General features: G+C 71.9%; 25 protein-coding genes. 7 read left to right on the top strand and 18 right to left on the bottom strand.

Annotated features, from left to right (window positions below):
* Nucleotides 1-24 precede the first annotated feature (24 nt).
* On the bottom strand, nucleotides 25-1,149 hold the full coding sequence (locus tag JOL79_RS07785; RefSeq protein ID WP_210154995.1) for a M24 family metallopeptidase: 1,125 nt from the start codon (nucleotides 1,147-1,149) through the stop codon (nucleotides 25-27).
* Between the two features lie 269 nt (nucleotides 1,150-1,418).
* Between JOL79_RS07785 and JOL79_RS35355 the strand changes: the two genes are divergently transcribed.
* Nucleotides 1,419-2,525: a PP2C family protein-serine/threonine phosphatase gene (locus tag JOL79_RS35355; RefSeq protein ID WP_307848387.1), complete on the top strand. Its 1,107-nt coding sequence runs from the start codon at nucleotides 1,419-1,421 to the stop codon at nucleotides 2,523-2,525.
* Between the two features lie 35 nt (nucleotides 2,526-2,560).
* A complete protein-coding gene (locus tag JOL79_RS07775) occupies nucleotides 2,561-3,457 on the top strand; it encodes a 5'-3' exonuclease (protein WP_210154993.1) in 897 nt (298 codons plus the stop codon).
* 35 nt (nucleotides 3,458-3,492) lie between these two features.
* Here JOL79_RS07775 and JOL79_RS07770 read toward each other — a convergent pair whose 3' ends face one another.
* From JOL79_RS07770 to JOL79_RS07740, 7 genes are all read right to left on the bottom strand, one after another.
* Nucleotides 3,493-6,201 (bottom strand): DEAD/DEAH box helicase, encoded by a 2,709-nt coding sequence (locus JOL79_RS07770; RefSeq protein WP_210154992.1) that lies wholly within the window; start codon nucleotides 6,199-6,201, stop codon nucleotides 3,493-3,495.
* 59 nt (nucleotides 6,202-6,260) lie between these two features.
* Nucleotides 6,261-7,151, bottom strand: a complete 891-nt coding sequence (locus JOL79_RS07765; protein WP_210154991.1) for a diacylglycerol/lipid kinase family protein — start codon at nucleotides 7,149-7,151, stop codon at nucleotides 6,261-6,263.
* 92 nt (nucleotides 7,152-7,243) lie between these two features.
* Entirely contained in the window at nucleotides 7,244-8,110 is an 867-nt protein-coding gene (tatC, locus tag JOL79_RS07760; RefSeq protein WP_210154990.1) for a twin-arginine translocase subunit TatC, read from the bottom strand.
* A 41-nt stretch (nucleotides 8,111-8,151) separates the two neighbouring features.
* Nucleotides 8,152-8,484 carry a Sec-independent protein translocase subunit TatA gene (gene tatA, locus JOL79_RS07755; protein WP_210154989.1) on the bottom strand — a complete coding sequence of 111 codons (333 nt, stop codon included), beginning with the start codon at nucleotides 8,482-8,484 and terminating at the stop codon, nucleotides 8,152-8,154.
* 63 nt (nucleotides 8,485-8,547) lie between these two features.
* Entirely contained in the window at nucleotides 8,548-8,736 is a 189-nt protein-coding gene (locus JOL79_RS07750) for a hypothetical protein (protein ID WP_210154988.1), read from the bottom strand.
* A gap of 48 nt (nucleotides 8,737-8,784) precedes the next feature.
* Nucleotides 8,785-9,738 carry a helix-turn-helix transcriptional regulator gene (locus tag JOL79_RS07745; RefSeq protein ID WP_210154987.1) on the bottom strand — a complete coding sequence of 318 codons (954 nt, stop codon included), beginning with the start codon at nucleotides 9,736-9,738 and terminating at the stop codon, nucleotides 8,785-8,787.
* A gap of 34 nt (nucleotides 9,739-9,772) precedes the next feature.
* Nucleotides 9,773-10,714, bottom strand: coding sequence for a helix-turn-helix transcriptional regulator (locus JOL79_RS07740; RefSeq protein ID WP_210154986.1), 942 nt, complete (start codon nucleotides 10,712-10,714; stop codon nucleotides 9,773-9,775).
* A 39-nt stretch (nucleotides 10,715-10,753) separates the two neighbouring features.
* Here JOL79_RS07740 and JOL79_RS07735 point away from each other — a divergent pair, with 39 nt between their 5' ends.
* The gene (locus JOL79_RS07735; protein ID WP_210154985.1) at nucleotides 10,754-11,827 is read left to right on the top strand and encodes a DUF3866 family protein; all 1,074 of its coding nucleotides are present in this window, start codon (nucleotides 10,754-10,756) and stop codon (nucleotides 11,825-11,827) included.
* On the opposite strand, the gene JOL79_RS07730 is transcribed toward JOL79_RS07735, so the two are convergent.
* Complete coding sequence (locus JOL79_RS07730) at nucleotides 11,773-12,249, bottom strand: DUF3291 domain-containing protein (RefSeq protein WP_210154984.1); 477 nt, start codon at nucleotides 12,247-12,249, stop codon at nucleotides 11,773-11,775. The genes JOL79_RS07735 and JOL79_RS07730 overlap by 55 nt on opposite strands.
* Nucleotides 12,250-12,263: 14 nt before the next feature.
* On the bottom strand, nucleotides 12,264-12,926 hold the full coding sequence (locus JOL79_RS07725; RefSeq protein ID WP_307848385.1) for a helix-turn-helix transcriptional regulator: 663 nt from the start codon (nucleotides 12,924-12,926) through the stop codon (nucleotides 12,264-12,266).
* Nucleotides 12,927-13,081: 155 nt separating this feature from the next.
* On the opposite strand from JOL79_RS07725, the gene JOL79_RS07720 reads away from it, so the two are divergent.
* Nucleotides 13,082-13,951, top strand: a complete 870-nt coding sequence (locus JOL79_RS07720; protein ID WP_210154983.1) for a chitosanase — start codon at nucleotides 13,082-13,084, stop codon at nucleotides 13,949-13,951.
* 58 nt (nucleotides 13,952-14,009) lie between these two features.
* Here the strand turns inward: JOL79_RS07720 and JOL79_RS07715 are convergent, their stop codons facing one another.
* The 5 genes from JOL79_RS07715 to prcB all read right to left on the bottom strand — a co-directional run bounded on the left by JOL79_RS07715 (nucleotide 14,010) and on the right by prcB (nucleotide 19,090).
* On the bottom strand, nucleotides 14,010-14,963 hold the full coding sequence (locus JOL79_RS07715; protein ID WP_210154982.1) for an FKBP-type peptidyl-prolyl cis-trans isomerase: 954 nt from the start codon (nucleotides 14,961-14,963) through the stop codon (nucleotides 14,010-14,012).
* A gap of 72 nt (nucleotides 14,964-15,035) precedes the next feature.
* Complete coding sequence (gene pafA / locus JOL79_RS07710) at nucleotides 15,036-16,394, bottom strand: Pup--protein ligase (protein WP_210154981.1); 1,359 nt, start codon at nucleotides 16,392-16,394, stop codon at nucleotides 15,036-15,038.
* Between the two features lie 79 nt (nucleotides 16,395-16,473).
* The gene (locus JOL79_RS07705) at nucleotides 16,474-17,163 is read right to left on the bottom strand and encodes a hypothetical protein (RefSeq protein ID WP_210154980.1); all 690 of its coding nucleotides are present in this window, start codon (nucleotides 17,161-17,163) and stop codon (nucleotides 16,474-16,476) included.
* Between the two features lie 262 nt (nucleotides 17,164-17,425).
* A complete protein-coding gene (prcA, locus tag JOL79_RS07700; protein WP_210155189.1) occupies nucleotides 17,426-18,244 on the bottom strand; it encodes a proteasome subunit alpha in 819 nt (272 codons plus the stop codon).
* A 30-nt stretch (nucleotides 18,245-18,274) separates the two neighbouring features.
* Nucleotides 18,275-19,090 carry a proteasome subunit beta gene (gene prcB, locus JOL79_RS07695; RefSeq protein WP_210155188.1) on the bottom strand — a complete coding sequence of 272 codons (816 nt, stop codon included), beginning with the start codon at nucleotides 19,088-19,090 and terminating at the stop codon, nucleotides 18,275-18,277.
* A gap of 178 nt (nucleotides 19,091-19,268) precedes the next feature.
* Between prcB and JOL79_RS07690 the strand changes: the two genes are divergently transcribed.
* Together JOL79_RS07690 and JOL79_RS07685 are read left to right on the top strand one after the other, a co-directional pair.
* Nucleotides 19,269-20,552, top strand: coding sequence for a CehA/McbA family metallohydrolase (locus tag JOL79_RS07690; RefSeq protein WP_210154979.1), 1,284 nt, complete (start codon nucleotides 19,269-19,271; stop codon nucleotides 20,550-20,552).
* A 105-nt stretch (nucleotides 20,553-20,657) separates the two neighbouring features.
* A complete protein-coding gene (locus JOL79_RS07685; RefSeq protein WP_307848384.1) occupies nucleotides 20,658-21,824 on the top strand; it encodes a Gfo/Idh/MocA family protein in 1,167 nt (388 codons plus the stop codon).
* Nucleotides 21,825-21,922: 98 nt separating this feature from the next.
* Here the strand turns inward: JOL79_RS07685 and JOL79_RS07680 are convergent, their stop codons facing one another.
* Nucleotides 21,923-22,132, bottom strand: coding sequence for a ubiquitin-like protein Pup (locus tag JOL79_RS07680; protein ID WP_210154978.1), 210 nt, complete (start codon nucleotides 22,130-22,132; stop codon nucleotides 21,923-21,925).
* A gap of 196 nt (nucleotides 22,133-22,328) precedes the next feature.
* On the opposite strand from JOL79_RS07680, the gene JOL79_RS07675 reads away from it, so the two are divergent.
* A complete protein-coding gene (locus tag JOL79_RS07675) occupies nucleotides 22,329-23,411 on the top strand; it encodes a serine/threonine-protein kinase (RefSeq protein WP_230984404.1) in 1,083 nt (360 codons plus the stop codon).
* A gap of 70 nt (nucleotides 23,412-23,481) precedes the next feature.
* On the opposite strand, the gene dop is transcribed toward JOL79_RS07675, so the two are convergent.
* Both dop and JOL79_RS07665 read right to left on the bottom strand, forming a co-directional pair.
* A complete protein-coding gene (gene dop / locus JOL79_RS07670) occupies nucleotides 23,482-24,999 on the bottom strand; it encodes a depupylase/deamidase Dop (protein WP_210155185.1) in 1,518 nt (505 codons plus the stop codon).
* A 75-nt stretch (nucleotides 25,000-25,074) separates the two neighbouring features.
* On the bottom strand, nucleotides 25,075-26,271 hold the full coding sequence (locus JOL79_RS07665) for an acyltransferase family protein (RefSeq protein ID WP_307848383.1): 1,197 nt from the start codon (nucleotides 26,269-26,271) through the stop codon (nucleotides 25,075-25,077).
* Nucleotides 26,272-26,384: the final 113 nt, after the last annotated feature.

Raw genomic sequence — 26,384 nt, 5'->3', positions numbered from 1 at the left:
TCCACAGGGGTCGGGCGCCGGCTGTCAGACCACCACGAGATCGCGGGTGCTGTGGTTGAGCCGCTCGCCCGCCGTCTCACCGCAGATGAGTATGTCCTCGATCCGGGCGCCGTGCTCCCCGGCCAGGTAGATGCCGGGTTCGACGGAGAACGCGAAGCCCGGCTCCATGAGCTCGTCGTTGCCCGCCACGATGTAGGGCTCCTCGTGGGTCTCCAGCCCGATGCCGTGGCCCGTGCGATGGATGAACAGGTCGCCGTACCCGGCCTCCTCGATCACCTCGCGGGCTGCGGCGTCGACCGACGCGCAGGTCACGCCGGGGCGCACATGGGCGCAGGCGGCCTCCTGCGCGCGCTGGAGCACCTCGTAGTAGCGGACGAACTCCGCGGGGGGCTCGCCCACGCTGTAGACCCGCGTGGAGTCGGAGCAGTAGCCGCTCGGCATCGTGCCGCCGATGTCCACGACCACGGGCTCGCCCGCCTGGATGACCCGGTCGGACAGCTCGTGGTGCGGGCTCGCGCCGTTCGGCCCGGACCCCACGATCACGAAGTCGACCCGGGCGTGCCCGGCCGCGACGATGGCCTCGGCGATGTCCTTGCCGACCTCGCGCTCGGTGCGGCCCGCCTTCAGCAGCCCGGGGACGAGGGCGTGGACCTCGTCGATCGCCGCGCCCGCCTCGGCCAGCGCCGCGGCCTCGGCCGGCGACTTGCGCATCCGCAGCTCGCGCAGCACCCCGCCGGCCAGCACCTGCTCGGTCCCCGGCATGGCGTCGCGGAAGCGGATCGACTGCATCGCCCACATCCGGTCGGCCAGGCCCACCCGGCCGACGGCGCCCAGCCGGCTCGCCACCCGTGCGTACGGGTCGTCGGTCTCGTCCCACGCCACGAACTCCACGCCGAGACGATCGGCCGGGGAGTGCCGGGCGGCGGGCAGTTCCAGGCGCGGCACCATCAGGAACGGCTCGCCGGACGCCGGCACGACGAGGCAGGTCAGCCGCTCCAGCGGCATCGCCTCGTAACCGGTGACGTAGCGCAGATCGGGGCCCGGGGTCAGCAGCAGCGCGCCGAGACCGGCCCGCGCGGTGGCCTCCTGGACCGCGGCCAGCCTGGTCGTGGGATAGAGCTCGGAGGAGTCGAACGACGTCGTTGTCACGAGACCAAATCTAACGACACGGCGGGCGCGCGGGCACACCGAGGCACACCCACCGGGGCACGACCGCCGAATCACGACCACCGAGTCACGACCACTGGGGCGAGCCGGACGGGACACACCGCGACGGCCCCCGCCGCACGGCTTTATTCCACGCGAGCGTAGAAAACCCACCCCGCCGGTTTCCCCTACTGCTACGCTCCGCGCTGGGGCGATCACCTTGCGTCCCGAAAAGATCACGCAATCCGAGAGCGAGACATATGGTCGGCGTAGTGGGCGGCGCCCAGCCACCCCTTCCCCCCGCGGACGACCGCGAGCCGGGCCCGGAGCCCGGCCCCATCCCCGGCGTCCTTCCCGAGGCCCCACCGGACCTCCTGGCCGAAGACATCACCGCGGACATCACCGAAGACATCACCGGTGACCTCGCCGTGAGCCTGCCGGGCGCGGTGCCCGCGGGCGTCCCGGCGGCGGTTCCGGCGGGCGTTCCCGCAGCCGTCCCGGCCGGGCCGCACGGCATGACGTACGGCCGCCCGGCCGCACCGAAGTACGCCGCGCTCCCGGCCCACCCGCGGCCGCGGACCCCCGACCTGAGCTGGAGCGAGTGGTATCCGTCCGACTCGCGGCGGCAGCTCGTCGAGGCCCGCGAGCGGGCGGCGGACGAGCGCAGGGTGACGCTGGCGCTCCGCGAGGCGATCCTGCCCGAGCCCGGATCGCCGGCCGTGCTGCCCTACGCCCGGATCGCGGTGCGGTACGTCCCCGCGGGCAAGGCGGGCAGCCTGGGCGGCGACTGGTACGACGCGACCACCCTGCCCGACGGCCGGATGTTCCTCGCCGTCGGCGACGTCTCCGGGCACGGGCTGCCCGCCATCGCCGAGATGGCCCAGCTCCGGCACGCGCTGCTGGGGCTGACCATGACCGGAGCCTCCCCCGGCATGCTGCTCGAATGGCTCAACGCCCTGGTGCTCAACCGGCTCGACGACACGACGGCGACCGTGGTGTGCGGATACTTCGATCCGGTGACCCGGCTGTTCACCTGGGCGCACGCGGGTCACCCGGCCCCGATCCTGGTGCGGCGCGGGGGCGCGCACCAGCTGGTCGCGCCGCGCGGGGTCGTGCTCGGGGCGACCCCGCACCTGCGCTACTCGGTGGCCGACGTCCGGCTGGAGCCGGGCGACCTGCTGCTGATGTTCACCGACGGCGTCGTGGAGCGCCGGACCCGCGGCCTGGACGAGGGGCTGTCGCTCATCGTCCGGGCCGCCGCCGCGGTCCCCGCCTGCGGCGACCTCGACGCGGGCCTCGACCGGCTGGTCGCCGCGATCGGCGGGCCCAACCCCGAGGACGACACCTGCCTGCTGGCGGTCGGCGTGACCGGAGGGTAGCGCCCGGCCGCAGGCGTGACAATGAAGGGGTGCTGATGCTTCTCGACACCCCGTCCCTGTACTTCCGCGCGTTCTACGGAGTCCCGGATTCGCTGACCGCGCCCGACGGGACACCGGTCAACGCCGTGCGCGGGCTGATCGACATGATCGCCACGCTGGTCCGGGACCACTCCCCCGCCGAGCTGGCCGCGTGCATGGACGCGGACTGGCGGCCGGCCTTCCGGGTGGCCGCCATCCCGTCGTACAAGGCCCACCGGGTGGCGAACGGCGACGAGGAGTCCGTGCCCGACACCCTGGCGCCGCAGGTGCCGGTGATCGAGGAGGTCCTCGACGCCCTGGGCATCGCCACGATCGGCGTGCCGGGCTACGAGGCCGACGACGTCATCGGCACGCTCACGGCCGGTGCGAGCGGAGCGGTCGACATCGTCACCGGCGACCGGGACCTGTTCCAGCTGGTCGACGACGCGAAACCGTGCCGGGCCCTTTACACAGTAAGGGGGATTCGCAACCTCCAGATGGTCGACGAGGCGTTCGTCAGCCAGAAGTACGGCATTCCGGGGCGGGCGTACGCCGACTTCGCCACGCTCAGGGGCGACCCGAGCGACGGGCTTCCCGGCGTGCCGGGCGTCGGCGACAAGAGCGCCGCCGCGCTGATCACCCGGTTCGGCTCGCTGGCCGCCGTGCTGACGGCTCTGGACGACGGGGTGACCGACGGGTTCCCCGCGGGGGTGCGCAACAAGCTGAACGCGGCCCGCGACTACCTCGCCGTGGCGCCCGCCGTCGTGCGGGTCGCTCACGACGCGCCGGTCCCGGCGATCGATCTCACCCGGCCGGCCAAGCCGCGCGACCCGGAACGGCTGATCGGCCTGGCCGACCGGTACGGCCTCGACGGCCCGCTCAACCGGCTGCTCGGCGTGCTCTCCGGCCGCTGACGCGGCCGCAGCGAATCTTCGGGAGACGCGGCGGTTCAGCCGACGGAGGAGTAGGCGACGACGCCGCGGCGCATGGCCTCGACGGCCCGCCCCGCGGCCGCGCCCACGGTGCCCCCCTTGGGCGCGGTGTCCTTGAGCTGGCCGAGCAGGTCGAGCAGCTGCTTCACCCAGCGGACGAAGTCGCCCGCGGCGAGGTCGCAGTCGGTCAGGACGGCGTCGAGGCTGTGTCCCCTGGCCCACCGGAAGGCCGCCCAGGCGAAGCCCAGGTCGGGCTCGCGGACGAACGACAGGCCGTGGTCCTGCTCGATGCCCTCGAGTTCGCCGAACAGCCGGACCATCTCGACGAGCGCGTCCCTGGCCGCCCCACCGGGGATCTTCGGGCTGCGCAGGTCGTCCGACTGACGGGACTCGTACACCAGCGCGGAGACGCAGGCCGCCAGCTCGGCGGGGCCGAGACCCTCCCACACGCCGGAGCGCAGGCACTCGGCGGTGAGCAGATCGAGCTCGGTGTAGAGCTTGGCCAGCCGCCGTCCCTCCTGGGTGACCGTCTCACCCTCGAGGTAGCCGAGCTGTTCGAGCACGCCGCAGACCTTGTCGAAGGTGCGGGCGATGACATGCGAACGGCCCTCCACGCGGCGGCGCAGCGACTCGGCGTCGCGGAGCAGCTTGTGGTATCGCTCGGCCCACCGCGCGTGGTCCTCGCGCTCGTCGCAGCCATGGCAGGGATGCTGCCGCAACTCGCGGCGGAGGCGGAGGATCTCGTCGTCCTCGGCGGCGTGGTCGCGGGCGCGCACCGGCCCGCCGAGGTCGCGGTCGCCGAGCTTGGCGTGGACGGTGGAGACGAGGTTGGCCCGTTCCTTGGGCGATCGGGGGTTGAACCCCTTCGGGATCCTGATCTTCTCCACGGGTTCGACCGGAACCGGGAAGTCGGCCGCCGACAGCCGCTTCACCTGCTTGCCGATGGTCAGCACCAGCGGAGACGGGCCCTCGCCGCGGCCGTCGGTGCCGGGGTCGAGCACGACGGCGATCCCGGCGCGCCGGCCGCCCGGCACGCGGATGACGTCTCCCGGCTTGAGGACCTCCAGCGACTGCACGGCCTGCGCCCGCCTGGCCGCCCCGCGCTGGCGGGCCAGCTCGGACTCCCGGTCGGACAGCCGCCGGCGCAGCCCGGCGTACTCCTGGAAGTCGCCCAGGTGGCAGGTCATCGCCTCGGCGTAACCCTCCAGGGCCTGCTCCGCCTTGCGGAGCTGCCGGGCGATCCCGACGACGGCGCGGTCGGCCTGGAACTGGGCGAAGGAGTCCTCCAGCAGGGTGCGGGCCCGTTCCCGGCCCACCTGGCCGACCAGGTTGACCGCCATGTTGTACGACGGCTGGAAGCTGGAGCGGAGGGGATAGGTGCGGGTGCCGGCGAGGCCGGCCACGCTCAGCGGGTCCGTCCCCGCCTGCCAGACCACCACCGCGTGGCCCTCGACGTCGATGCCGCGCCGCCCGGCCCGCCCGGTGAGCTGGGTGTACTCCCCTGGGGTGAGGTCGGCGTGGGTCTCCCCGTTCCACTTGTCGAGCTTCTCGATGACGACGGACCTGGCCGGCATGTTGATGCCCAGCGCCAGGGTCTCGGTGGCGAAGACGGCCTTGACCAGGCCCTTGGTGAACAGCTCCTCGACGACCTCCTTGAAGGCGGGGAGCATGCCGGCGTGGTGGGCCGCCAGGCCCCGCTCCAGGCAGTCGCGCCACTCCAGGTAGCCGAGGACGGCCAGGTCCTCGTCCGGCAGGTGGGCGGTGCGCTCGTCGACGATCTGCCTGATCTCGTGGCGCTCCTGCTCGGTCGTCAGCCGCAGCCCCGCGTAGAGGCACTGCATGACGGCGGCGTCGCAGCCGGCCCGGGAGAAGATGAACGTGATCGACGGCAGCAGGCCCTCGGCGTCGAGCTTCTCGATCACGTCGGAGCGGTTCGACTGGGGCGCGCGGGGCCGGCCGTATCCGCGCCGCCCGCGCTGCGCCAGCCGGGACTCGTCGCGGGTGATCCGCATCAGGGACGGGTTGATCCTGAGCGTGTCGTCGCCCTCGTTCACGAAGAGGTCGTAGAGCCGGTTGCCGACCATCATGTGCTGCCACAGCGGGACCGGCCGGTGCTCGTCGACGATCACGGTGGTGTCGCCCCGCACCGTGCCGAGCCACTCGCCGAACTCCTCGGCGTTGCTCACGGTCGCCGACAGGGCCACCACCCGGACCGCCTCCGGCAGGTGGATGATGACCTCCTCCCAGACCGCGCCGCGGAACCGGTCGGCCAGGTAGTGCACCTCGTCCATGACCACGTACGCCAGGCCCGTGAGCGTGTGGGAGCCCGCGTACAGCATGTTGCGCAGGACCTCGGTGGTCATCACCACGATCGGGGCCTCGCCGTTGACGCTGTTGTCGCCGGTGAGCAGTCCGACCCGGGCGGCGCCGTACCGGCGGACCAGGTCGTTGTACTTCTGGTTCGACAGCGCCTTGATCGGGGTGGTGTAGAAGCACTTGCGGCCCTGGGCGAGGGCGAGGTGGACGGCGAACTCGCCCACCACGGTCTTGCCCGACCCCGTCGGCGCGGCCACCAGGACTCCGTCACCCGCCTCCAGCGCCTGGCAGGCGTCGAGCTGGAACTCGTCCAGCTCGAAGTCGTACAGTCCGCGGAACGAGGTCAGAGCCGGTCCGTTGCCGGACTGCAGCTCACGGAATGCGGCGTAGCGTTCCGCTGGCGTACTCATACATCAACACTACCGATAACACCGATTGCGGCCATCCTTCACGACCAACGCGAGGCGGCTCAGGGAACCAGCACCCGGAGCGCTCCCGGCTCGACCGCGCAGCTCACCGGCGTGGGCCCCAGCCGTTCGCCGTCGGCGTAGGCGATCACGCCCGCCGCGTCCACGGTCACGTTCGCGGCCCGCCGCACCGTCACCGCCGGATGGCGGACGTGACCGCCCCGGTACACCAGCGGGAACGTCCGGAGGAAGTCGCCCCGCGGCATGGCGCCCAGCACCAGCACGTCGAGCAGGCCGTCGTCGGGGCGCGCGTCCGGGCAGATGCGCATACCAGCGCCGTAGGAGGCGGTGTTGGCCACCGCCACCAGGATCGCGTCCCGCTCCTCCGTCTCGCCGTCGAGTGTGAGGCGGAACGGGATCGGCGCGAACGAGCGGAGCTCCTGGGCGAGCGCGACCAGATACCTGGCCATGCCGGGAGGGCGGGTCATCCGGTTGGCCCGTTCGTTCACCCGGGAGTCGAACCCGCACGCCAGGACACCGGCGAACCACTCGCCCCGCTCCGTCCTGGCGGCGTCGACCGACCGCGTCCGGCCCGTGGCCACCCCCGCGGCCACCACGGCCGCGGCGGCCATCGGGTCCTTCCCGGGGATGCCGAGGGCGCCGGCGATGTCGTTGCCGGTCCCGGCCGGGACGATGCCCAGCGGCACCTCCGTCCCGGTCACGGCCTGGACGGCCAGGTGGACCAGCCCGTCGCCGCCGAAGGCCACGAGCGCGTCCGGCCCGGACGCCACCGCCCCGCGGGCCCGTTCGAGCGCGTCCGCCGGGGAGACGCCGACGACGACGGAGACGCGCCGCCCGCCCTGCCGCAGCCGGCGTACGACGGGATCCAGCAGGTGGCGGGTACGGCCGCCACGGGCGGCGGGGTTCGCGAGGACGACGATCTCACCGGGCACATGCGGAACATAGCGCCCGGATCGTGCGACGACCAGAAGCAGAGCGAACGCGCCGCGGGCATGGGCCCGCGGCGCGTTCGCCGGAAACGGAATCAGTCCAGGGTGTCGACGGAGTCGGCCGAGGACGCCGAGGCGCCGTCCAGCTCCTCCTCGATCGCCCGGGCCCGCAGCGCGTCGGCCGCGTCCTTCCTCTTGTCGTGGAAGTGCATGAACACCTCCGCGACGAAGAACAGGATGACCATCGGGAGCGCCAGCGCGAGCATGGTGAACGGGTCCTGGCTCGGCGTCGCGACCGCCGCGAAGACGAACAGCAGGAAGACGACCATGCGCTGGTGCTTGGCCACGGTCTGGAACCGCAGCACCCCGATCACGTTCAGGAACACCATCAGCAGAGGCATCAGGAACGACACCCCGAAGATGACGAGCATCAGGATCAGGAACGTCAGGTAGTCGTCCACGTCGATCAGCGGGACCGCGTTGCCGGGGACGAAGCTGAGCAGCAGGGACAGCCCTCGGTCCATCGTGAGGTAGGCGAGGGCCGCGCCGGCGGCGAACAGCGGGACGGCCAGGCACAGGAAACCGAGCGAGTAACGCCGCTCGTTCTGGTAGAGGCCGGGGGTGACGAAGGCCCAGACCTGGTACAGCCAGATGGGAGCGCTCACCACCGCCCCGAAGATGATCGCCACCTTCAAGTTGATCATGAAGCCGTCGAGCACCCCGTGGACGACCAGGGTGCACGCCGCGCCGTTGGTGATCCGGTATGCCTGGGGCAGCCGGCAGAACGGCGCCGTCATGAAGTCCCAGATGGGCCCGAAGAAGGCGAACCCCACGACGGTGCCGACGACGACGGCCAGCAGCATTTTGACGATGCGGTTGCGGAGCTCGCGAATGTGCTCCATGAGCGTCATGCGCCCGTCTTCCACCGGGGGAGCGGGGGTCGACCGCTTCAGCAGCGCCATCTGTTGATCCTGCTCGGAAAGGGGGCCGGGGCCCGGAGGGGTCAGCTAGATCTCTGGTCGTTCTGGGCCTGCGACAGCGGCACGCCGTTGACGGTGGGCTCGGCCGTGGCCTTCAGCCGCCGGTTCTCCTCCTCCAGCGTACGCAGCCGCTCCTCGACCGACGGGGTGGAGGGGATCTGCTGCGGGGGCACGGGCTCGGCCTTCACCACAGTGGGGGCCGGCTCGTCCTCCTCGCGCATCTTCGAGGTCTCCTTCTTGAACATGCGCAGAGACTGACCGAGAGCCCTGGCCGTGTCCGGGAGCTTCTTGGCCCCGAACAGCAGGATCAAAACCACGCCGATGATGAGCAGTTCCGGCGCACCGAGTTGGGACATGTCCGCTTCCTTCACACGCAGGGAGGTACCATCACCGATCGTACGCGCTACACCCGCGGGTCTTCACCCGCCACCCGCCCCGGTCCCGCGATCGGTCACCGGGAATTCATCGCCCGTCGGTCTGAGAGACCGGCGCGCCCGGTCCAGCTCGCCGCCCAGCTCACGGGCGGCGACCAGCACCCGGGCCGCCGGAACCGCCAGGGCGGCCAAGCCGGCCACCCCCGCGGAGACGGCGGCGAAGATCCACGTCATGACCGCCATGCTAACCCGGACCCATGCGGTCGGCCCAGCCCCCGATTTTCAGACGGCCGATTCGTACGCCGCCAGCGCGGTGCCCGCCGCCGCCGCCACGCGCCCGGCGAGGGAGGCCGGGGAGATAACCCTGCCGCTGTCGCCCAGCCGCAGCGCGAGCCGCACGACCCAGGACTGGTCGCGGGCGCGCAGCCGGATCCGCTGCCGGCCCTCCCCCAGCTCGGCGACCTCCTCGCAGGGGTAGTACTCGGCGACCCAGCGGCCCGCCGCGGTCACCTCCAGCTCGACCAGTTCGTCGCTCTCCGTGGGCCGGAACACGCCCCCGGCGACGTCCATGGGCTCGGCCTCAGCCGGCGGGTCGGCGGGCACGTCGAGCACCTCGACCTCGACGATCCGGTCGAGACGGAACATCCGCATCGCCTCCGCCCGGTAGCACCATCCCTCCAGGTAGTGCCATCCGTCCACGAGCACCACCCGGAGCGGGTCGACCTCCCTCGGGGTGATCTCGTCCCGGCCGGGGACGTAGTAGCGCAGGGACAGCCGCCGGCCCCGGCGGGACGCCTCGGTGATCAGCGCCAGCGCGTCCGGCGCGGCGCCGATGTCGACCTGCACCTGGCTGCTCACGGTCGACGCGCCGTCGCCGGCCGCCCGCTCCAGCTTGGCGATCACCCGTCCCAGCACGTCGCGGTCGGAGAACTCGGGCAGCTCGCCGAGCATGCGCAGCGCCACGAGCAGGGCGCTCGCCTCGTCCACGCCGAGCTTCAGGGGCCGGGCGATGGCGTCGGCGTTGTCGATGAGGATCTCGCCGCCGTCCCAGGAGACGTCGATCAGGTCGCCGGGGGTGTGTCCGGGCAGGCCGCACATCCACACCAGCTGCAGGTCGTCGACGAGCTGCTTCTCCGACAGGCCGAACAGCCGCGCCACCTCGGGCACCTGCGCCCCGGGGTTGGACATGAGGTACGGCACGAGCGCGAGCAGGCGCGGCAGCCGGTCGGAACTCATCGCCGCCACCCCTTCCCCGTGTACGGTCGCGCGCTCACTGCATGGCTCCTTTCAGGCGCCGGATCACGGCCTCGCGCGCGTCCGGCGGGTCGATCACCACGGCGTCCGCGCCCAGGCTGGCCATCCAGCTCGCCAGCCGCTCGGCGTCGGTGAAGGCGACCTCCACCTCGTCCCAGCCCTCCGGCCCGGGACGGACGGCCTGCGCGGCGTGCCGCAGGCCCAGGCAGGTCCCCTGGCGGACCCGGACGAGGGCCACCCGCTCTGCGGGCAGCTCCTGGTAGCCCACCATCGACCGCAGGTCGACGTCATCGGGGACGGAGAAGGCGTCTGGCCGGCCCGGCGTCGTGACCGCCCCGGCGATGCGGCTGAGCCGGAACACCCGGGACGCGCCGCGGTCGCGGTCGTGCCCGACGAGATACCACCGGCCGCGCCGGCTCACCACGCCCCAGGGCTCGACGGTGCGGGTGAGCACCGACTCGCTGCCGGCCGAGCGGTAGCCGAAGCGCACCACCCGCCGGTCCCGAACGGCCTCCCAGAGGGCGGGGAAGGCGGGGTCGCGGGTGTCCACGCGCAGCTCGAGAGGGCTTTCGACCAGGTCGGCCCGCACGCCCCCGGCCCGGAGCTTCAGCAGCGCCCCGCTCGCCGCGTCGGCGAGGCTGGCCCGCTCCCACACCTGCGCGGCCAGGCCGATGACCGCCGCCTCGTCGGCCTCCAGCGTGATCTCCGGCAGCTCGTAGGACTCGCGGACGATGCGGTAGCCGGGGTCGTCCTCCCAGGGATCCCGGTGGACCTCGACCGGGATGCCGATCTCGCGCAGTTCGCTCTTGTCGCGCTCGAACATGCGCTGGAAGGCCTCGTCGTTCTCCGGGTCGTACCCCGGCACGGCCTGACGGATCTGCTCCGCGCTCAGCGGCCGCCGCGTCGCGAGCAGGCAGATCACCAGATTGAGCAGCCGCTCGGTCTTCCGCCGCGACATCGGGCCTCCCCTCCAATCGAGAACGCTACCCTTTTCGGCGTGATCAGATGGCGCAAGGGCGAGGTGGTCCGGATCCGGCGGGAGTGGCCGGGGGCGGTGGAGCTCGACGTCACCCTCGCCGAGGGCACGTGCCGCGCCCTCGCCTATCCCCCGCTGGTCGGACGGCCCCTGCCGGGCGACACCGTGCTGCTCAACACGACGGCGCTCGCCATGGGCCTCGGTACGGGAGGGTACGCCATGGTGGTGGCCGTCCCGGACCGTTTGCCGGAAGATCCGTCCGGACCGGGACATCTGGTCAAGGCTCGGTACACCCCGCTCCAGGCGACCGTCCTGGGCGCGGACGAGCAGGACTCCCCCCATCACGAGGCGCTGCGCGACGCGGACTCGCTCGACGGGATGCCCGTCGTGATCGCCGACCTGCACTCGGCGCTGCCGCCGATCCTGTGCGGCCTGTACGCCTCCGCGACCGGCGCCCGGCCCCGCGTGGCGTACGTGATGACCGACGGCGGCGCCCTGCCGGCCTGGTTCTCCATGTCGTGCGCCGAGCTGAGAGCCCGCGAGTGGCTGTGCGGGGTGGTGACGACGGGCCAGTCCTTCGGCGGCGACGTCGAGGCCGTCACCCTGCACACCGGGCTCCTGGCCGCCCGGCACGTGCTCGGCGCCGACGTCGCCGTGGTGACCCAGGGGCCCGGCAACCTGGGCACCGGCACCCGCTGGGGGTTCTCCGGGGTGGCCGCGGGCGAGGCGGTGAACGCGGCTGCCGTCCTGAACGGCCGGGGGGTGGCCGCGCTGCGGGTCAGCGACGGCGACGCCAGGGAACGGCACCAGGGGGTCTCGCATCACTCACTGACCGCCTACGGCAGGGTCGCGCTCGCCCGGGCCCGGGTCGCGGTGCCCGCGCTGCCCGGCGCGTTCGGCGCCAGGGTGCGCGAGCAGGCCGCCCCCCTCGCCGTACGGCACGAGCTCGTGAACGTGCCCGTCGACGGCCTGCTCGACGCCCTGGAGGAGTCGCCCGTGCGGCTGTCCACGATGGGCCGCGGGCTCCGGGAGGACCTGTCCTACTTCCTCTCCTCCGCGGCGGCGGGCCGCGACGCGGCCTCGCTGCTGTCGTAGAAGTCCTTGAACGTGAAGGCGTGCGGCCCCGGCCCCTCCGCGCGGAGCAGGTCGAGCCGGGCCATCGCCTCCTCCAGCGGCGGCTCATGCCCCTCCGGCACCCACCACATGACGCTGTAGGGCTCGGCGACGCGGAGGAACCACTCCCGCCGCCGCCGCAGCACGTCCAGATGGACGCTGCGGTAGACGAAGTTCCACAACGCCTCCCGCGACTCCCACACCGACAGGTTCGTCACCAGGTGATCACCGTAGTCGTGTTGGACGGTGTCGGTCGGCAGCTCTCCGCCCTTGAGCCGCCAGACGAACCCCGGCGAGGTGTCGGAGACCGCGTTGACGGGCTCGAGCAGGGCCACGAAGCCGGCCAGTGTTTCCGAGTCGATCGGCGCGAGGAGGTGGGCGACGTTCAGTTGTGCGAGGTGCATGCCGCGATTCTAAGTCAATCTTCGTTGTTTTTAGAAGGGCCGGTTCGGGTGAAGGCGACGCAGCACTCCCCGGGCCGCGGATCGAGCGCGGCGGCGACGTCCCGTTCGCCCCGGGCTTCGAGCAGTCCCTCGCACATCGCGAGGTTCACCGAGCAGACGAGCCGGGGATGTGACTCGGCCAGCGTGTGGAAGGGGCAGTTGCGCAGCCGGATCCGGCTGCCCTCGTCGTACGGCTCGTAGCCGCGCGCCTCCAGGGCCTCCTTCAGGCCCGCTCCGGGATCCTCGGCGGCCGACCGCCTCCCCACCCGCCGGGCCGCCGCCTCCACCTGCTCGTCGTCGCCCAGCAGGTCCACGACCTCGGCCAGCACGAAGGCGAGGGTCCCGTAGTCACGCGGCGGAAGGCTCACCGAGAGCTCGCCGGCCGCCCGCCGGTAGACCTTGGCGGGACGGCCGCTGCCGGGCCCCGTGCGGTCTCCCAGGCGCCGGAAACCCGCCTCCAGCAGGCCCGCCTCCACCAGTTTGTCGAGGTGGAAGGCGGCGAGCGTGCGCTGGATCCCCGCGGCCTCGGCCGCCTCGTTGCGTCCCACGTCGCGCCCTCGCCCGGCCACGAAGCGGTACAGCCGCCGGCGCACGGGATCGGCGAGCGCGCTCATCGACTCAAGGTCGTCGCTCCTCACAGCCCGGAGTCTAAGTCGTCTCCCGCCGCGCCCCCGCGCCCCGCCGACCGGCGGGCTCCGAAGTTGACTTCCCCCTACCGCGCCGCTCTCATTGGGAACCTCCCGCACGAACGCGCCCGCCCCCGGAGCAGGCGGAGAAACGGACCCCCGGACTCATGAAGAACCCCTGGCCACGGCGCGCCGCCGCCCTGACGCTGGCCGCGAGCGCGGTCCTGGTGACCGCCCGGGCGGGGCTGGCCGCACGGCACCCGCGGCCCGGCGGCCCCGGGCCGGAGACGGCCGCGAGCCCGCTGGTCGTCGCCACCGCGGCGGCCCCGGCCGACCTCACGGACCCGGAGAAGAAGGAGATCGCGATGGAGCTCGTCTCCAGCGCGGAGAACTCCACACTCGACTGGCGGGCCCAGTACGCCTACATCGAGGACATCGGCGACGGCCGCGGTTACACGGCCGGCCTCATCGGATTCTGCTCCGGCACCGGAGACATGCTGAGGCTCGTCGAGCTCTACACGCGCCGCGAGCCGGGCAACCCGCTCGCCGCGTACCTTCCCGCGCTGCGGAAGGTGAACGGCACCGACGCGCACAAGGGGCTCTCCGGCTTCCCGAAGGCATGGCGCGCCGCGGCGGCCGACCCGGTCTTCCGGCGGGCCCAGGACGACGAACGCGACCGGGTCTACTTCGGCCCCGCCGTACGGCAGGCCAGGGCCGACGGTATGCGCGCGCTCGGCCAGTTCGTCTACTACGACGCCATGGTCATGCACGGGCCCGGCGCGGACCCCGCCAGCTTCGGCGGCATCCGTCAAACGGCGACGAAGAAGGCGAGGACGCCCGCGCGGGGCGGCGACGAGGTCGCCTACCTCAACGCGTTCCTCGACGCCCGCAAGGCCGCGATGAAGACCGAGGAGGCCCACAGCGACACCAGCCGCGTCGACACCGAGCAGCGGGTCTTCCTGCGGAACGGCAACCTGGACCTGGACCCGCCGCTGACGTGGAAGGTGTACGGCGATCCGTACCGGATCGGGGGCTAGGTCGTTTCCCGGCGCGACGGCCCGGCCTCGGCGAGGCCGCCGCGCGGGGAGCCGCCGATCAGGCCGCGCCGAGGACGTCGACCACGAAGACGAGGGTGTCGGTGCCCTTGATGCCGCCCTGCGGGTTGCCCTGCTTGCCGTACCCGAGGTCCGGCGGGATGGTGATCAGCACCCGGCTGCCGACGGGAACGCCGGTCAGGCCCTGCGACCAGCCCTTCACGACCTGGTTGAGGGCGAGCGGCGCGGGCGTGCCGCGGTCCCAGCTCGAGTCGAACTTCTTGTCGGTGCCCCAGATCTTCCCGATGTAGTGCGTGAGGACGGTCTGGTCGGCCTTCACCGCCGGCCCGTCGCCCTTGATGACCGTCTTGACCGTCAGCTTCTTCGGCGGCTTCGCGGCGGTCTTGGTGGTCAGCGTGGGGGCCTTGTCGCCGCCCGGGTTCTCCAGCTTGACCCCGTTGACACCCGGATCGACGGCGGTGCCCTGGGCGGCCTTGGCCGTGGCGTTGACCACGTCGACCACCAGCACCTGCGAGCTGGTGTCGAAGTCGGTGCCGCCCTGCTTGGCCTGGCTGATCTGGTCGGGCGTCAGGTTGTCCTTCGCGACCACGGCGAGCACCCGGCCGCCGGGCTTGGCGCCCACCAGCGCCTCGTGCAGGGCCTTCGGCAGGTTGGGGCTGACCGTGACGAACTCGGCCCGGCCCTGGTCGTAGTCGGAGCCCGGCGACGAGTTGGCCTTGCCGTCCCAGTTGTAGACCGTGACGTTCGCCATGAGGACGTCGCCGTCCTTGGCCGGCTCGCCGGAACCCTCGAGCACCTTCTGGGACGACGACGTCAGCGTGGGCTTGCCCGGCGGGAAGGTGAGGGTGGGCTTCTTGCCCGCCTCACCCGCCACCTTGATGCCGGAGGCGGCCTGCTGGGCGGGGCTGGCGCTGGGCGCGCTCTTCTGCGCGGTGCCGCACGCGGCGGCGAGCAGCAAAGGTAGTGCAGCGGCGATTGCCGTACGGCGGCGCATGTGGAAATCCTCTAACAGACAGCGGGTCCGGGTAACCCTACCCGAACCCGCTGTCAGAACCGTGTAAGACGATCACATGCCCGCGATCAGCTTGTCGACCCTCTCGTCGACGCTGCGGAACGGGTCCTTGCACAGGACGGTCCGCTGCGCCTGGTCGTTGAGCTTGAGGTGTACCCAGTCGACGGTGAAGTCGCGCCGCTTCTCCTGGGCCTTCCGGATGAACTCGCCGCGCAGTTTGGCGCGGGTGGTCTGCGGCGGGACCGACTTCGCCTCGAAGATCCGGACGTCGCTGGCGACCCGCTCGACCGCCCCGCGCTTCTGCAGCAGGTAGTAGAGGCCCCGCTTGCGGTGCACGTCGTGATACGCGAGATCGAGCTGCGCGACCCTCGGTGAGGAGAGCGGAAGGTCGTACTTCTGTCTGTAACGTTCAATCATCTGGTATTTGGTGACCCAGTCGATCTCCCGGGAGACGAGGTCGAGGTCGCCGGTGTCGACCGCCCGCAGCGTGCGCTCCCACAGTTCGAGCACCCGCTTGCTGGTCTCGTCCCCGCCGCGGCGGTCGACGAAGTCACGCGCCTTGGTCAGGTACTCCTGCTGGATCTCCAGCGAGGACGCCTCCCGCCCGTTGGCCAGGCGGACCCGACGGCGGCCGGTCATGTCGTGCGAGACCTCACGGATCGCCCTGATGGGGTTCTCCAGCGAGAGGTCGCGCATCACCACGCCCGCCTCGATCATGCGGAGCACCAGGTCGGTCGCGCCGACCTTGAGCAGCATCGTCGTCTCGCTCATGTTGGAGTCGCCGACGATCACATGCAGGCGGCGGAAGCGCTCGGCGTCCGCGTGCGGCTCGTCTCGGGTGTTGATGATCGGACGCGATCGGGTGGTCGCGGAGGACACACCCTCCCAGATGTGCTCGGCCCGCTGCGACACGCAGTAGACCGCGCCCCTGGGGGTCTGCAGCACCTTGCCGGCGCCACAGATGATCTGCCGCGTCACCAGGTATGGGATCAGGACGTCGGCCAGCCGTCCGAACTCCCCGTGCCGGCCGACGAGGTAGTTCTCGTGGCAGCCGTAGGAGTTGCCGGCCGAGTCGGTGTTGTTCTTGAAGAGGTAGATGTCGCCCGCGATGCCCTCCTCGCGGAGCCGCTTCTCGGCGTCGACGAGCAGGCCCTCCAGGATGCGCTCCCCCGCCTTGTCGTGGGTCACGAGCTCCACGACGTTGTCGCACTCAGGGGTGGCGTACTCAGGATGGCTGCCCACGTCGAGGTACAGGCGCGCGCCGTTGCGGAGGAATACGTTGCTCGATCGGCCCCAGGACACCACTCGCCGGAACAGGTACCGCGCCACCTCGTCCGGCGACAGCCTGCGCTGCCCGCGGAAAGTGCAGGTGACGCCGTACTCGTTCTCAAGCCCGAAGATGCGTCGATCCATCACCTCACCCTATTCCCCGAAACCGGCGAACGAACAGGGATCACACGGCTTATTGCCCGGCGGGACACAGGGCTGACACTCAGGCGGCGTAAATCTCGACGACCTTGACGATCTGGCGGCCCTGCACGGTGACGAGTGCGTACATGTCGCCCTTGTCGGCGCGGCTGATCAGCTTGTCCCGGGAGCAGCGCTGCGTCCCCACGTAACTGCTGTTGATCGTCTGGTCCTTGCCGTCGCAGCCGACGGCGCTGAGGAAGACGACGCCCTTCGCGATCGGCGCCGCGAAGGCCAGGCCGTCGCCCTCCGGAGGGCCCTCGAAGTGGCCGGCCGTGGAGCCGCCGACCTCCTTGACCCACTTGACGGGGACGTACTCGACGACGTTGGCGTCCGTCATGGTGCGCAGCTGGGCCCGGACCACGCCGTCCCGGCTCGGGCTGATGCCCTTCGTGAAGTCGTGCCCGGGGTCCGACTGGAAGACGCCGCCGAAGACCGGCGGGTTGGCGGCGGAGATGGGCGGCCGGGAGTCGTCGGCCGTCGGGTCGGCGACGCCGTTCCCGGCGGGCGCGCCGGGCGTCTCGGACGCATCGGGCGTGCCCGCGGCCGGCGAGTCCGCGGGGGCCGGCGCGCCGGTGGCCGCCGTCTCGGTGACCGTCACGGTCGCCGTGGGCGCGGCTACCGGGTCGGGCGTGCCGGAGCAGGCGGCCAGCGAGAGGAGAGCGACGGCGGCAGCGGGAATGCTCGCCCGTCGGAACAGGTCAAAGGTCGTCACAACCGGATGAGAGTAGCGAAATCCCGGTTTGGTTGCGCCCGGAACCCGTGATCTCCATCACCGGCTCCACGCATCGGTTCGAGCCCGGCCGAGCCCGGTTCGGCCCACGGACGCCGGAGGCGCGGCGGGCCGTGAGGCGGGCACGGCGCCGCCGCGTTCCGCCTCGACGGAACGCGGCGGCGGACACCACCCCACTGGCACCACCCCACTGGCACCACCCCACTGACGCCGGCTCACCGAACGCCGGCGACGCTGGGACCGGCTACTCGCCGGAACCCGTGTCGATGTCCCCGTCGGGCGCGGTCGGCGCCTCGTCACCTGTGTCGCCCGTGTCACCTGTGTCGCCGGAGGCGCCCGTGCCGGGGGCCTCCGCCGCCGGGGGCTGCGGCGCCTCGCTCGCGGCCTCGGCGAGCAGGCGCTCAAGCCTGGGCCCGGTCAGCCGCAGGAACTTGCGGTGCTCGCGGCCCCGGTCGAGGACGGCCACTTCGAGCTGGGTGGCCGGGGGCCGCTCGCCGCCCGGCTCGGTCAGCGCGTTGAGCGCGGCGTCGAGAGCCCGCGGCAGTGGCAGCGCCTCGCGGTAGTGCTCCTTCAGCCGGCCGCCCACCGCCTCGGCCTGGCCGCCGATCACGGCCATGCCCTGCTCGTCGAAGACCGAGCCGTCGAAGGTCAGCCGGTAGATCTGGTCTTCCTGGGGGCTCTCCCCCACCTCGGCGACGACGATCTCCACCTCGAGCGCCTTGATCGACTCCGTGAAGATCATGCCGAGGTGCTGGGCGTACAGGTTGGCGAGCCCGCGGCCGGTGACGTCGCTGCGGTTGAAGGAGTAGCCGTTCAGATCGGCATAGCGGATCCCGGCCAGCCGGAGCGACTCGAACTCGTTGTACCGCCCGACGGCCGCGAAGCCGATCCGATCGTAGATCTCGCTGATCTTGTGAAGGGCCTTGGACGGGTTGGGCGCCACGAACAGGATGCCGTCCGCGTACTGCATGACGACCACGCTGCGGCCTCGCGCGATGCCCTTACGCGCATACTCCGCCCTGTCCCGCATGATCTGCTCGGGTGAGGCATATCCAAAGGGCATGGACACCGGGGGTGTTCCTTCCTCGAAGAGTTAGCGCAGCGGGGCGGTCGGGCCGTCCGGGTCGGCCATCCGGACCTCCAGCATGGACTGGACGAACTCGGCGACCTCGTCGTCCGGCAGGCGGCGGAAGCCGTCGGCGGTGATGACCGCGACGACCGGCCAGATCTTGCGGGTCACGTCGGGACCGCCCGTCGCCGAGTCGTCGTCGGCCGCGTCGTACAGCGCGTTCACACAGGCGAGAACGGTGTCCTGCGGGCTGGCGCCCTCCCGGTACAGCTTCTTCAGCGCGCCCCGGGCGAAGATCGATCCGGAGCCGATCGAGTGGAAGTTCTGCGTCTCGTACGGCCCGCCGCCCACGTCGTAGCTGAAGATCCGGCCGGCGTCGCGGTCGGCGTCGTAGGCGGCGAACAGCGGGACCACCACAAGGCCCTGCATCGCCATGGCGAGGTTGCCGCGGATCATCGTGGCGAGGCGGTGCGCCTTGCCCTCGGTGGACAGCGAGCGTCCCTCGTTCTTCTCGTAGTGCTCCAGCTCGACCTGGAAGAGCCGCGCCAGTTCGATGCCGGTGCTCGCGGTGCCCGCGATGCCCATGCACGAGTAGTCGTCCGCGCGGAAGACCTTCTCCATGTCCCGCTGGGAGATCATGTTCCCGGAGGTCGCCCGCCTGTCACCCGCCATCACCACGCCGCCGGCGCAGGTCGCGGCGACGATCGTGGTCGCGTGGGGGATCTGGTCGCCCACCGGGGCCGCCAGCGCCTCGGCACGCGTCGGCAGCAGGTCCGGCGCGTACGCCCCGAGAAACTCGGTGAACGACGGCGATCCCGTATATGTGAAGAGGCTGTTCATCCAGGCTGGCTGAGATGCCACGCGACTCCCTCCAAGCGTGCGTTGTTACGCCCGACCCTACTCATGTCTCCGCACTGGTTGCACTCTTCCCGATCAGCTAAGCGCGAACCAGAGGTACGCCGGCGTCTCACCGCGCCCTCCGGGGCGCTCGGAGGCGCCGGCGGGGAAGGTAGCGGTCGTGGGGAATCTTGTACGCGGCACGGTCGTCCGCGGGACGTGGACGCTCGGCGACCGGCTGGCCGGGCCGGTCGTGGAGGTGCCCGTCGAGGTGCGGCCCGGCACGGCCGCCCTGACGGTGCGCCTGTCCTACGACAGGGCGGCGGGGGTGCTCGACCTCGGCTGCGCGGGCCCTGACGGCTTCCGGGGATGGTCGGGCGGCGCGCGGGACGGGTACACCGTCACGACTGACTGGGCGACCCCGGGTTACCTGCCGGGCGAGCCGGAGCCGGGGCTGTGGCACGTGCTGGTCGGCCTGCACCGCGTGCCCGCCGCCGGCCTGCCGTACGAGATCGAGGTCGTCGCACACGCCCGGCCCCCGGCCGTTCCGTCCGGGCATCCCGGCCGCTGCGGGCCGCCGCCGCGCCCAACGCGCCCGCCGGCCCGGGTTCCGGCCGCGGCGCGGCGTGGCCTGCCGGCGGTGGACGGGTTCCGGTGGCTGGCCGGAGATCTCCACGCGCACACCCACCATTCCGACGGCTCGCTCGGCGTTCTCGAGCTCGCGCGTGTCGCCGCCGGCCGGGGGCTGGACTACTTGGCGATCACCGACCACAACACGGTGAGCCACCACGCCGAGCTGGCCGCGGCCGGCGCGGCGGCCGGGATCGTGCTCGTGCCCGGCCAGGAGATCACCACCGACCTCGGCCACGCCAACGCCTTCGGCGCGATCGGCTGGGTCGACTTCCGGCGGCCCCCGGACGAGTGGGCAGCAGCCGTGCGGGCGGCCGGCGGGGTCCTGTCGGTGAACCACCCGGTGGCGGCGGACTGCGCCTGGCGGCACCCCATGGCCGACCGGCCCCGGGTGGCGGAGCTGTGGCACCGGAGCTGGTGGGACCGCACCTGGGGCGCGCCCCTCGCCTGGGGCCAGGCCTGGTCCGACGAGCTGGTGGCCGTGGGCGGCGGCGATTACCACAGCCCCAGGGAGGGCGGTCCGCCGGGCGAGCCGGCCACGTGGGTGCTCGCCGACGCGGCGGCGTGCGGCCCGCGGGCACATGGAGCCGGCGCGGCCGCGGAGGCGGTGGTGGCCGCGGTCGCGGCCGGGCGCACGGCCGTCTCGGCGTCACCCGACGGCCCGCTGCTCCTGCGGTACGGCGAGGAGTTCCTGGCCGTGGACGCCGACGGACTGATCCTTTGGGGCCCGGAGACCCGCGCGGTCGTCCGGGGGGACCGCGCCCGGCTGGCCGCCCGGCCGGGCCTCCACCGGCTGGAGAGCACGTCCAACGAGGTCCTGGCCCTGTGCGGCTGACCCTTCCGGACCGGTGGTTGCGCCGCCCGGCGGACGGGAAGGTGCAATCACACAGAAATCTCCACGAGTGGGGATGGATAGGGATCAATCGGACGAGGAGGGGCCGTGGACACGGTGAGAGTGGGGATCGTCGGGCTCGGCGCGATCGCACAGGTCGTCTACCTGCCGCTGCTCGCCCGGCGCGCGGACGGTTTCCGCATCGGCGCCGTCTGCGACCTCGACGGGGACCACGCCGCGGAGTTCGGCCGACGGCTGGGAGTGCCGGCGTTCGACGACCCGGCGCGGATGCTGGACGCCGGAGGCTTCGAGGCGCTCATCGTGCTGACCCCGGGATCCCACGGCCCGCTGGTGCGCGCCGCGCTCGACCGGGGCCTGTGGGTGCTGTCGGAGAAGCCCCTCGCGTACAGCAGGGCGGAGCTGCGCGGCATCCCCGAGGACGCCCGGCTGATGGTCGGCTACATGAAGCAGTACGACCCGGCGACGCAACGGCTCCTGGAGACGCTGCACGAGGTCGGCGGCCCGGCCGGGGTGCGCCACATGGACGTGACCGTGCTGCACCCGTCGGAGGAGTCGCAGCTGCTGTTCGCGCGGGCCCGGCCGTCGCGGCCGTCGCCCTCGAGTCTCGCCCCCTACCTCGGCGCGGACGACCGCGCGCTGACCACCGCGCTCGGCACCTCCGCCCACCGGCTGCGCAGGCTGTACGCCGAGGTGGTGCTGGGAAGCGTGTGCCTCGACCTGTCGCTGATGCGGCTGCTCGTCGGGCCGCCCGACACCGTCGACCACGTGGCGGTCTGGCCCGCCGACGCCTTCCCGCCCTCGCTGGAGATCAGCGGCGTCCTGCCCGGGGGCGGCAGATACGGCCTGCGCTGGCACCACCTGCCGGGCTATCCTGCCTATCGCGAGATCGTGACCCTGCACCACGATCACGGGTCGCTGCAACTGCGGTTCCCCTCGCCGTACCTGCTGAACGCCCCCACCCACTTCAGCCTCACCTGCCGGGTGGGCATCACGGAACGCACGACGGTCTACCGGGACGTCGCCGAGGCCTTCGAGCGTCAGCTCCTCGCGTTCCACCGGTTCGTGACGGAGGACACGCCGCCCCTCACCGGGCTGCCGGGCGCGCGGACCGACATCGTCACGGCCCAGCGGGTCGTCGCCCGGTACGCCGGGTGGGCCGGCATCCCGGTCGGCGGGGAGTGCGCCGCGGAGGGTCCAGGCGGCCCGGACGGCCCGGACGGCCCGGTCACCGAGGAGGCGCTGGTTGGCGGATGAGGCCTGGCCGGCCGCCGCCGGGCCCGAGGGCGGGACGGCCGCCTCCCCGCCGTGACGCGGGGCGGCCCCGGGGGCGCGCCACCCGCCCCCGGGTCCCGCTACTCGCCGCCCTTCTGCACGTAGGAACGGACGAACTCCTCGGCGTTCTCCTCAAGAACCTCGTCGATCTCGTCCAGGATCGCGTCGACGTCGTCGGTGAGCTTCTCGTGGCGCTCCTGGACGTCCGGGGACGCCTGCGCCTCGGTCTCCTCGACCTCGTTCTCCTGCCGGCCGGTCTGCTTCTGGCCGCCCGTCTCCTTCGTGGCCATCCTGATACCTCCGGTGCTCGGGGACCCCTTTCCCCATATCTTCCCCGAACCCGCCGACATTGCGCGCGAAAGGCTTCGCGATCTCTGTCTTCTCCATCACGCCCCCGCGCTCACCGGGCTCGGAGATCGGATCGTTATGGACGTCACACGTACCGTAACCGTCATCACGCGCGGCGCCCCCCGGATCAGGACGACAATGGGAGAGCTCGAAGACGGTGAGCCGGTGGCACGCGGATGGGTGATGGGAACGGGCGCACGGGAACTGCTGGCCGACCGCTACCGGTTGCTGTCCCCTGTCCGCCGCAACGGCGGGGGCATCATGTGGCACGCGCACGATCTGCGCCTCAAGCGCGACGTGGCGATCAAGGAGGTGCAGCCGCCGTACGAGCCCGACGTCGTGGACCTGGCCGCGGCACGGCGCCAGGCGCTGCGTGAGGCTCGATCTGCGGCCCGGCTGAGCCATCCGGCCGTGATCACGGTCCACGATCTCCTCGAGGACAAGGGCCGCCTCTGGATCGTCACCGAGCTGCTCCAGGGCCTCACGCTGAGCGAGACCGTGCGGCACCTGGGCAGGCTCCCGGTGCACTGGGCCGCCTGGGTGGGCTTCCAGCTCCTGTCGGGCGTACGGCACGCGCACACCATGGGTGTCGTCCACGGGGACATCCGCCCCGGCAACGTCCTGCTGACCGAGGACCGGGTGGTGCTGACGGACTTCGGGATCGCGGCCTTCGACCGCGGCCCGGACACCTCCGCGACCGTGCCGAACCTGCGGGCGGGCCCATACCTGGCTCCCGAGCGCCTGCGCGACCAGGTCATGACACCGGCCGCGGACCTGTGGTCGTTCGGCGCGACCCTGTACTGCGGAGTGGAGGGCAGACCGCCCCACCTCGGCGCCGAGCCCGCCGGGCACGCTGGTCTCACCGGTCCCGCTGCTCCCACTGGTCCCGGCGGGTTCGCCGGCTCCGGCGAGACGGCGACGCGGGAGCCCGGCGCGCCCAGGCGGGCGGGCCCGCTCCGGGAGGTGCTCGACGGGCTGCTGCGGCCCGACCCGGCTGATCGGCTGAGCGCAGACGAGGCCACGAAGCTGCTCGCCGAGGTGCTGCGGCGGCAGGGCATTCCCGCCGCTCCGCCCGGCCGCAGCTCCGGGGAGTTGCCCGCCGCCCGCCCGGCCGCCCACACGCCGGCCCACGCGGCCGTACGGCCACCTTTGCGACCGTCAGGGCCGGCGCAGGGCACGGATCACCGGGGCTGGCCGGTGCCCGATCACCCCGCGCTCTGATCGCGTCTGCGGCCCGTACGCGGAACGGCCGGTGCGGGCCGCGTACGAGCCGGGCGGCGAAAGGGGCGGCTCAGCCCTGGCCGGTGAGAGCGGCGACGAGGTCGGCGGCGGTGCGGCAGTTGTCCAGCAGCTCGCCCACGTGCGCCTTGGTGCCCCGCAGAGGCTCCAGCGTCGGCACCCGCTGCAGCGACTCCCGGCCGGGGATGTCGAAGATCACCGAGTCCCACGAGGCCGCGGCCACCGAGTCGCTGTACTGCCGCAGGCAGCGCCCGCGGAAGTAGGCGCGGGTGTCGGTGGGCGGCAACTCGACCGCGCGGTCGACCTCGTCGTCCGTGACCAGCCGATGCATGCGCCCGCGGGCGACGAGCCGGTTGTAGAGGCCGCGCTCCGGCCGGATGTCGGAGTACTGCAGGTCGACGAGCTGGAGCCGGGGATGGGACCAGGGCAGCCCGTCACGGGTGCGGTAGCCCTCGAGCAGCTCCAGCTTCGCCACCCAGTCGAGCTCGCGCGACAACTGCATCGGGTCCTCGGCGAGCCGGGTGAGCACCGACTCCCAGCGGTTGAGCACGTCCTTGGTCATGTCGTCGGCCCCGGAGCCGAACCGGTCCTCGACGTACTTGCGGGCCTGCTCCAGGTATTCCATCTGGAGCTGGACGGCGGTCATCTTGCGCCCGTTGCGCAGGGCGATCTCGTACCGGCAGGTGGGGTCATGGGACACCGCCCGCAGGGCCGCCACCGGGGACTCCGGCGACAGGTCGGTGGTGAGGAATCCCTCCTCGATCATGGCGAGGACGAGAGCCGTCGTACCAAGCTTCAAATATGTCGAAATTTCCGACATATTGGCGTCGCCGATGATCACGTGCAGCCGGCGGTACTTCTCCGGGTCGGCGTGCGGCTCGTCCCGGGTGTTGATGATCGGGCGCTTGAGCGTCGTCTCGAGGCCGACCTCGACCTCGAAGAAGTCGGCGCGCTGACTGATCTGGAAGCCCTCGCCGCGCGAGTCCTGCCCGATGCCGACCTTCCCGGCCCCGCAGACCACCTGGCGGGTGACGAAGAACGGCGTCAGGTACCGGACGATGTCCGCGAACGGCGTCGCCCGGCGCATCAGGTAGTTCTCGTGACAGCCGTAGGAGGCGCCCTTGGCGTCGGTGTTGTTCTTGTAGAGCTGGATCGGCGCGTTGCCGGGCATCGACGACGCGCGGACCGCCGCGTCGTACATCACCCGCTCTCCCGCCTTGTCCCAGATGACCGCCGCCCGGGGGTTGGTGCACTCGGGCGTCGAATACTCGGGATGCGCGTGGTCGACGTAGAGCCGCGCCCCGTTGGTGAGGATCACGTTCGCGAGGCCGAGTTCCTCGTCGGTGAGCTGGCTCTGATCGGCCACCTCGCGGGCGAGGTCGAATCCCCGTGCGTCGCGGAGCGGGTTCTCCTCCTCGAAGTCCCACCGGGCCCGGCGAGCCCGGGCGGCCGACGCCGCCAGATACGCGTTGACGACCTGTGAGGAGGTCACCATCGCGTTGGCTCCCGGTTGACCTGGTACGGCGATGCCGTACTCGGTCTCGATGCCCATCACCCGCCGAACCGTCATTCGCACCCCGCCTGCTTCAGGCCGTTGTCGTCATAACCGAGCCTAGCCCTTTCTCTATGCCCTGCTACCGGACAGTTACGGCACAGATGCCTCCCGACTTTGCGCCGGGACCGGCCGCCTCGGCGGAGCGGAACGGCCCGATCCGCGGCCTCCCCGCCTCCGCGACGACGGCAGCAGGGCACTCAGCCGGGCGCGCAACCACCGCTGACCTGGCCTGTCGACGACCCGGTACACGAGGTAGGCGAGCGCGATCGAGACCGTCATGGTGATCGCGGCCAGCAACCAGGGGTCGAGCGCGTCCCGATATGTGGGGATCAGTACGGCCGAGACGGTCTGGTGCAGCAGATACAGGGGATACGTGAGTGCTCCGACGACCATCAGACGGCGCCAGCGCAGCCATCTCAGCCACCCCAGCGCCACGGCCGCCATCAGCAGGAAGATCACTGTGATCGCGGCGATCACCGCGGGCGGCGGGGCCGGGTAGTGCTTGGCGCCGACCAGCCGCACCCGTTCCGCCACGCGCTCCAGGGCGGCGTACACGCCCATGGCGTAGCCGCCCGCCACGAACAGCCAGGACAGCAGCCCGGCTGCCCGCGGGCCGAACCGGTGGATCAGGTAGAAGGCCATGCCCGCGATGAAGTACGGCGCCTGCCGGGGCTGGAAGAGGAAGACGAGCGCGTCGTTCTGCGTGTACTCGGCCAGCAGCGCGAGCGCGAACCAGGCGCCCATGAAGGCCAGGCAGCGCCACAGGGTGATCCCGAAGAGGGCGAACACCGCGACCAGGAGGTAGAAGCGCAGCTCCACCCACAGAGACCAGAAGACCGCGCCCGCGTGGCCCACGTCGAAGGCGCCCTGGAAGAGGGTCAGGTTCAGCGCGTACTCGCCGGTCGTCAGCTTGGGGTCGAAGCTGGTCACGCCGCTGAACCGGTACATGATGAAGATCACGATCACGGCGAACCAGTACGCCGGGTAGAGCCGCGAGACACGGGACACGGCGAACTCCCCGACCGTGCGTCCCCACGCGCTCATCAGGATGACGAACCCGCTGATGAGGAAGAACAGCTCCACGCCCAGGATGCCGAGCGTCGTCAGATGGTCGACCGGGGCGAACAGCGTCGTCGGATATTCGTTCCAGAGCGACTTGCTGGCCGCCAGGTAATGGAACGACATCACCGCGAAGGCGGCGACGAAGCGCAGGACGTCCAGTTCGAAGAGGCGGACCCCCTTCGCCGGCCCGGTGGCTCGCCGGCCCGGGGAAGGCACAGAAGTCACTCGCGCACCTTTAGGTAGATCACGCCATATTGGACGTAACGAGGCCCTGTCCCGGTTCCCCCCGATCTTTACCGTTCTCTCGTATCGCTCTGTCCTGCCGGGCGCACGCCGGA

Origin of the sequence: Microbispora oryzae, from assembly GCF_017896165.1 — a bacterium.
Lineage (GTDB): Bacteria > Actinomycetota > Actinomycetes > Streptosporangiales > Streptosporangiaceae > Microbispora > Microbispora oryzae.
Note: the sequence above shows the minus strand (reverse complement) of the source record. Positions and strands in the feature narration are given on the sequence as shown.

Coding starts and splice junctions, on each gene's coding strand:
- JOL79_RS07775 (WP_210154993.1), top strand. CDS start 2,561: ATGCTTCTCGACACCCCGTCCCTGTACTTCCGCGCGTTCTACGGAGTC.
- JOL79_RS07770 (WP_210154992.1), bottom strand. CDS start 6,201: ATGAGTACGCCAGCGGAACGCTACGCCGCATTCCGTGAGCTGCAGTCC.
- tatC (WP_210154990.1), bottom strand. CDS start 8,110: ATGGCGCTGCTGAAGCGGTCGACCCCCGCTCCCCCGGTGGAAGACGGG.
- tatA (WP_210154989.1), bottom strand. CDS start 8,484: ATGTCCCAACTCGGTGCGCCGGAACTGCTCATCATCGGCGTGGTTTTG.
- JOL79_RS07750 (WP_210154988.1), bottom strand. CDS start 8,736: ATGACGTGGATCTTCGCCGCCGTCTCCGCGGGGGTGGCCGGCTTGGCC.
- JOL79_RS07745 (WP_210154987.1), bottom strand. CDS start 9,738: ATGAGTTCCGACCGGCTGCCGCGCCTGCTCGCGCTCGTGCCGTACCTC.
- JOL79_RS07740 (WP_210154986.1), bottom strand. CDS start 10,714: ATGTCGCGGCGGAAGACCGAGCGGCTGCTCAATCTGGTGATCTGCCTG.
- JOL79_RS07730 (WP_210154984.1), bottom strand. CDS start 12,249: ATGCACCTCGCACAACTGAACGTCGCCCACCTCCTCGCGCCGATCGAC.
- JOL79_RS07720 (WP_210154983.1), top strand. CDS start 13,082: ATGAAGAACCCCTGGCCACGGCGCGCCGCCGCCCTGACGCTGGCCGCG.
- JOL79_RS07715 (WP_210154982.1), bottom strand. CDS start 14,963: ATGCGCCGCCGTACGGCAATCGCCGCTGCACTACCTTTGCTGCTCGCC.
- pafA (WP_210154981.1), bottom strand. CDS start 16,394: ATGGATCGACGCATCTTCGGGCTTGAGAACGAGTACGGCGTCACCTGC.
- prcA (WP_210155189.1), bottom strand. CDS start 18,244: ATGCCCTTTGGATATGCCTCACCCGAGCAGATCATGCGGGACAGGGCG.
- prcB (WP_210155188.1), bottom strand. CDS start 19,090: ATGAACAGCCTCTTCACATATACGGGATCGCCGTCGTTCACCGAGTTT.
- JOL79_RS07680 (WP_210154978.1), bottom strand. CDS start 22,132: ATGGCCACGAAGGAGACGGGCGGCCAGAAGCAGACCGGCCGGCAGGAG.
- JOL79_RS07675 (WP_230984404.1), top strand. CDS start 22,329: ATGGGAGAGCTCGAAGACGGTGAGCCGGTGGCACGCGGATGGGTGATG.
- dop (WP_210155185.1), bottom strand. CDS start 24,999: ATGACGGTTCGGCGGGTGATGGGCATCGAGACCGAGTACGGCATCGCC.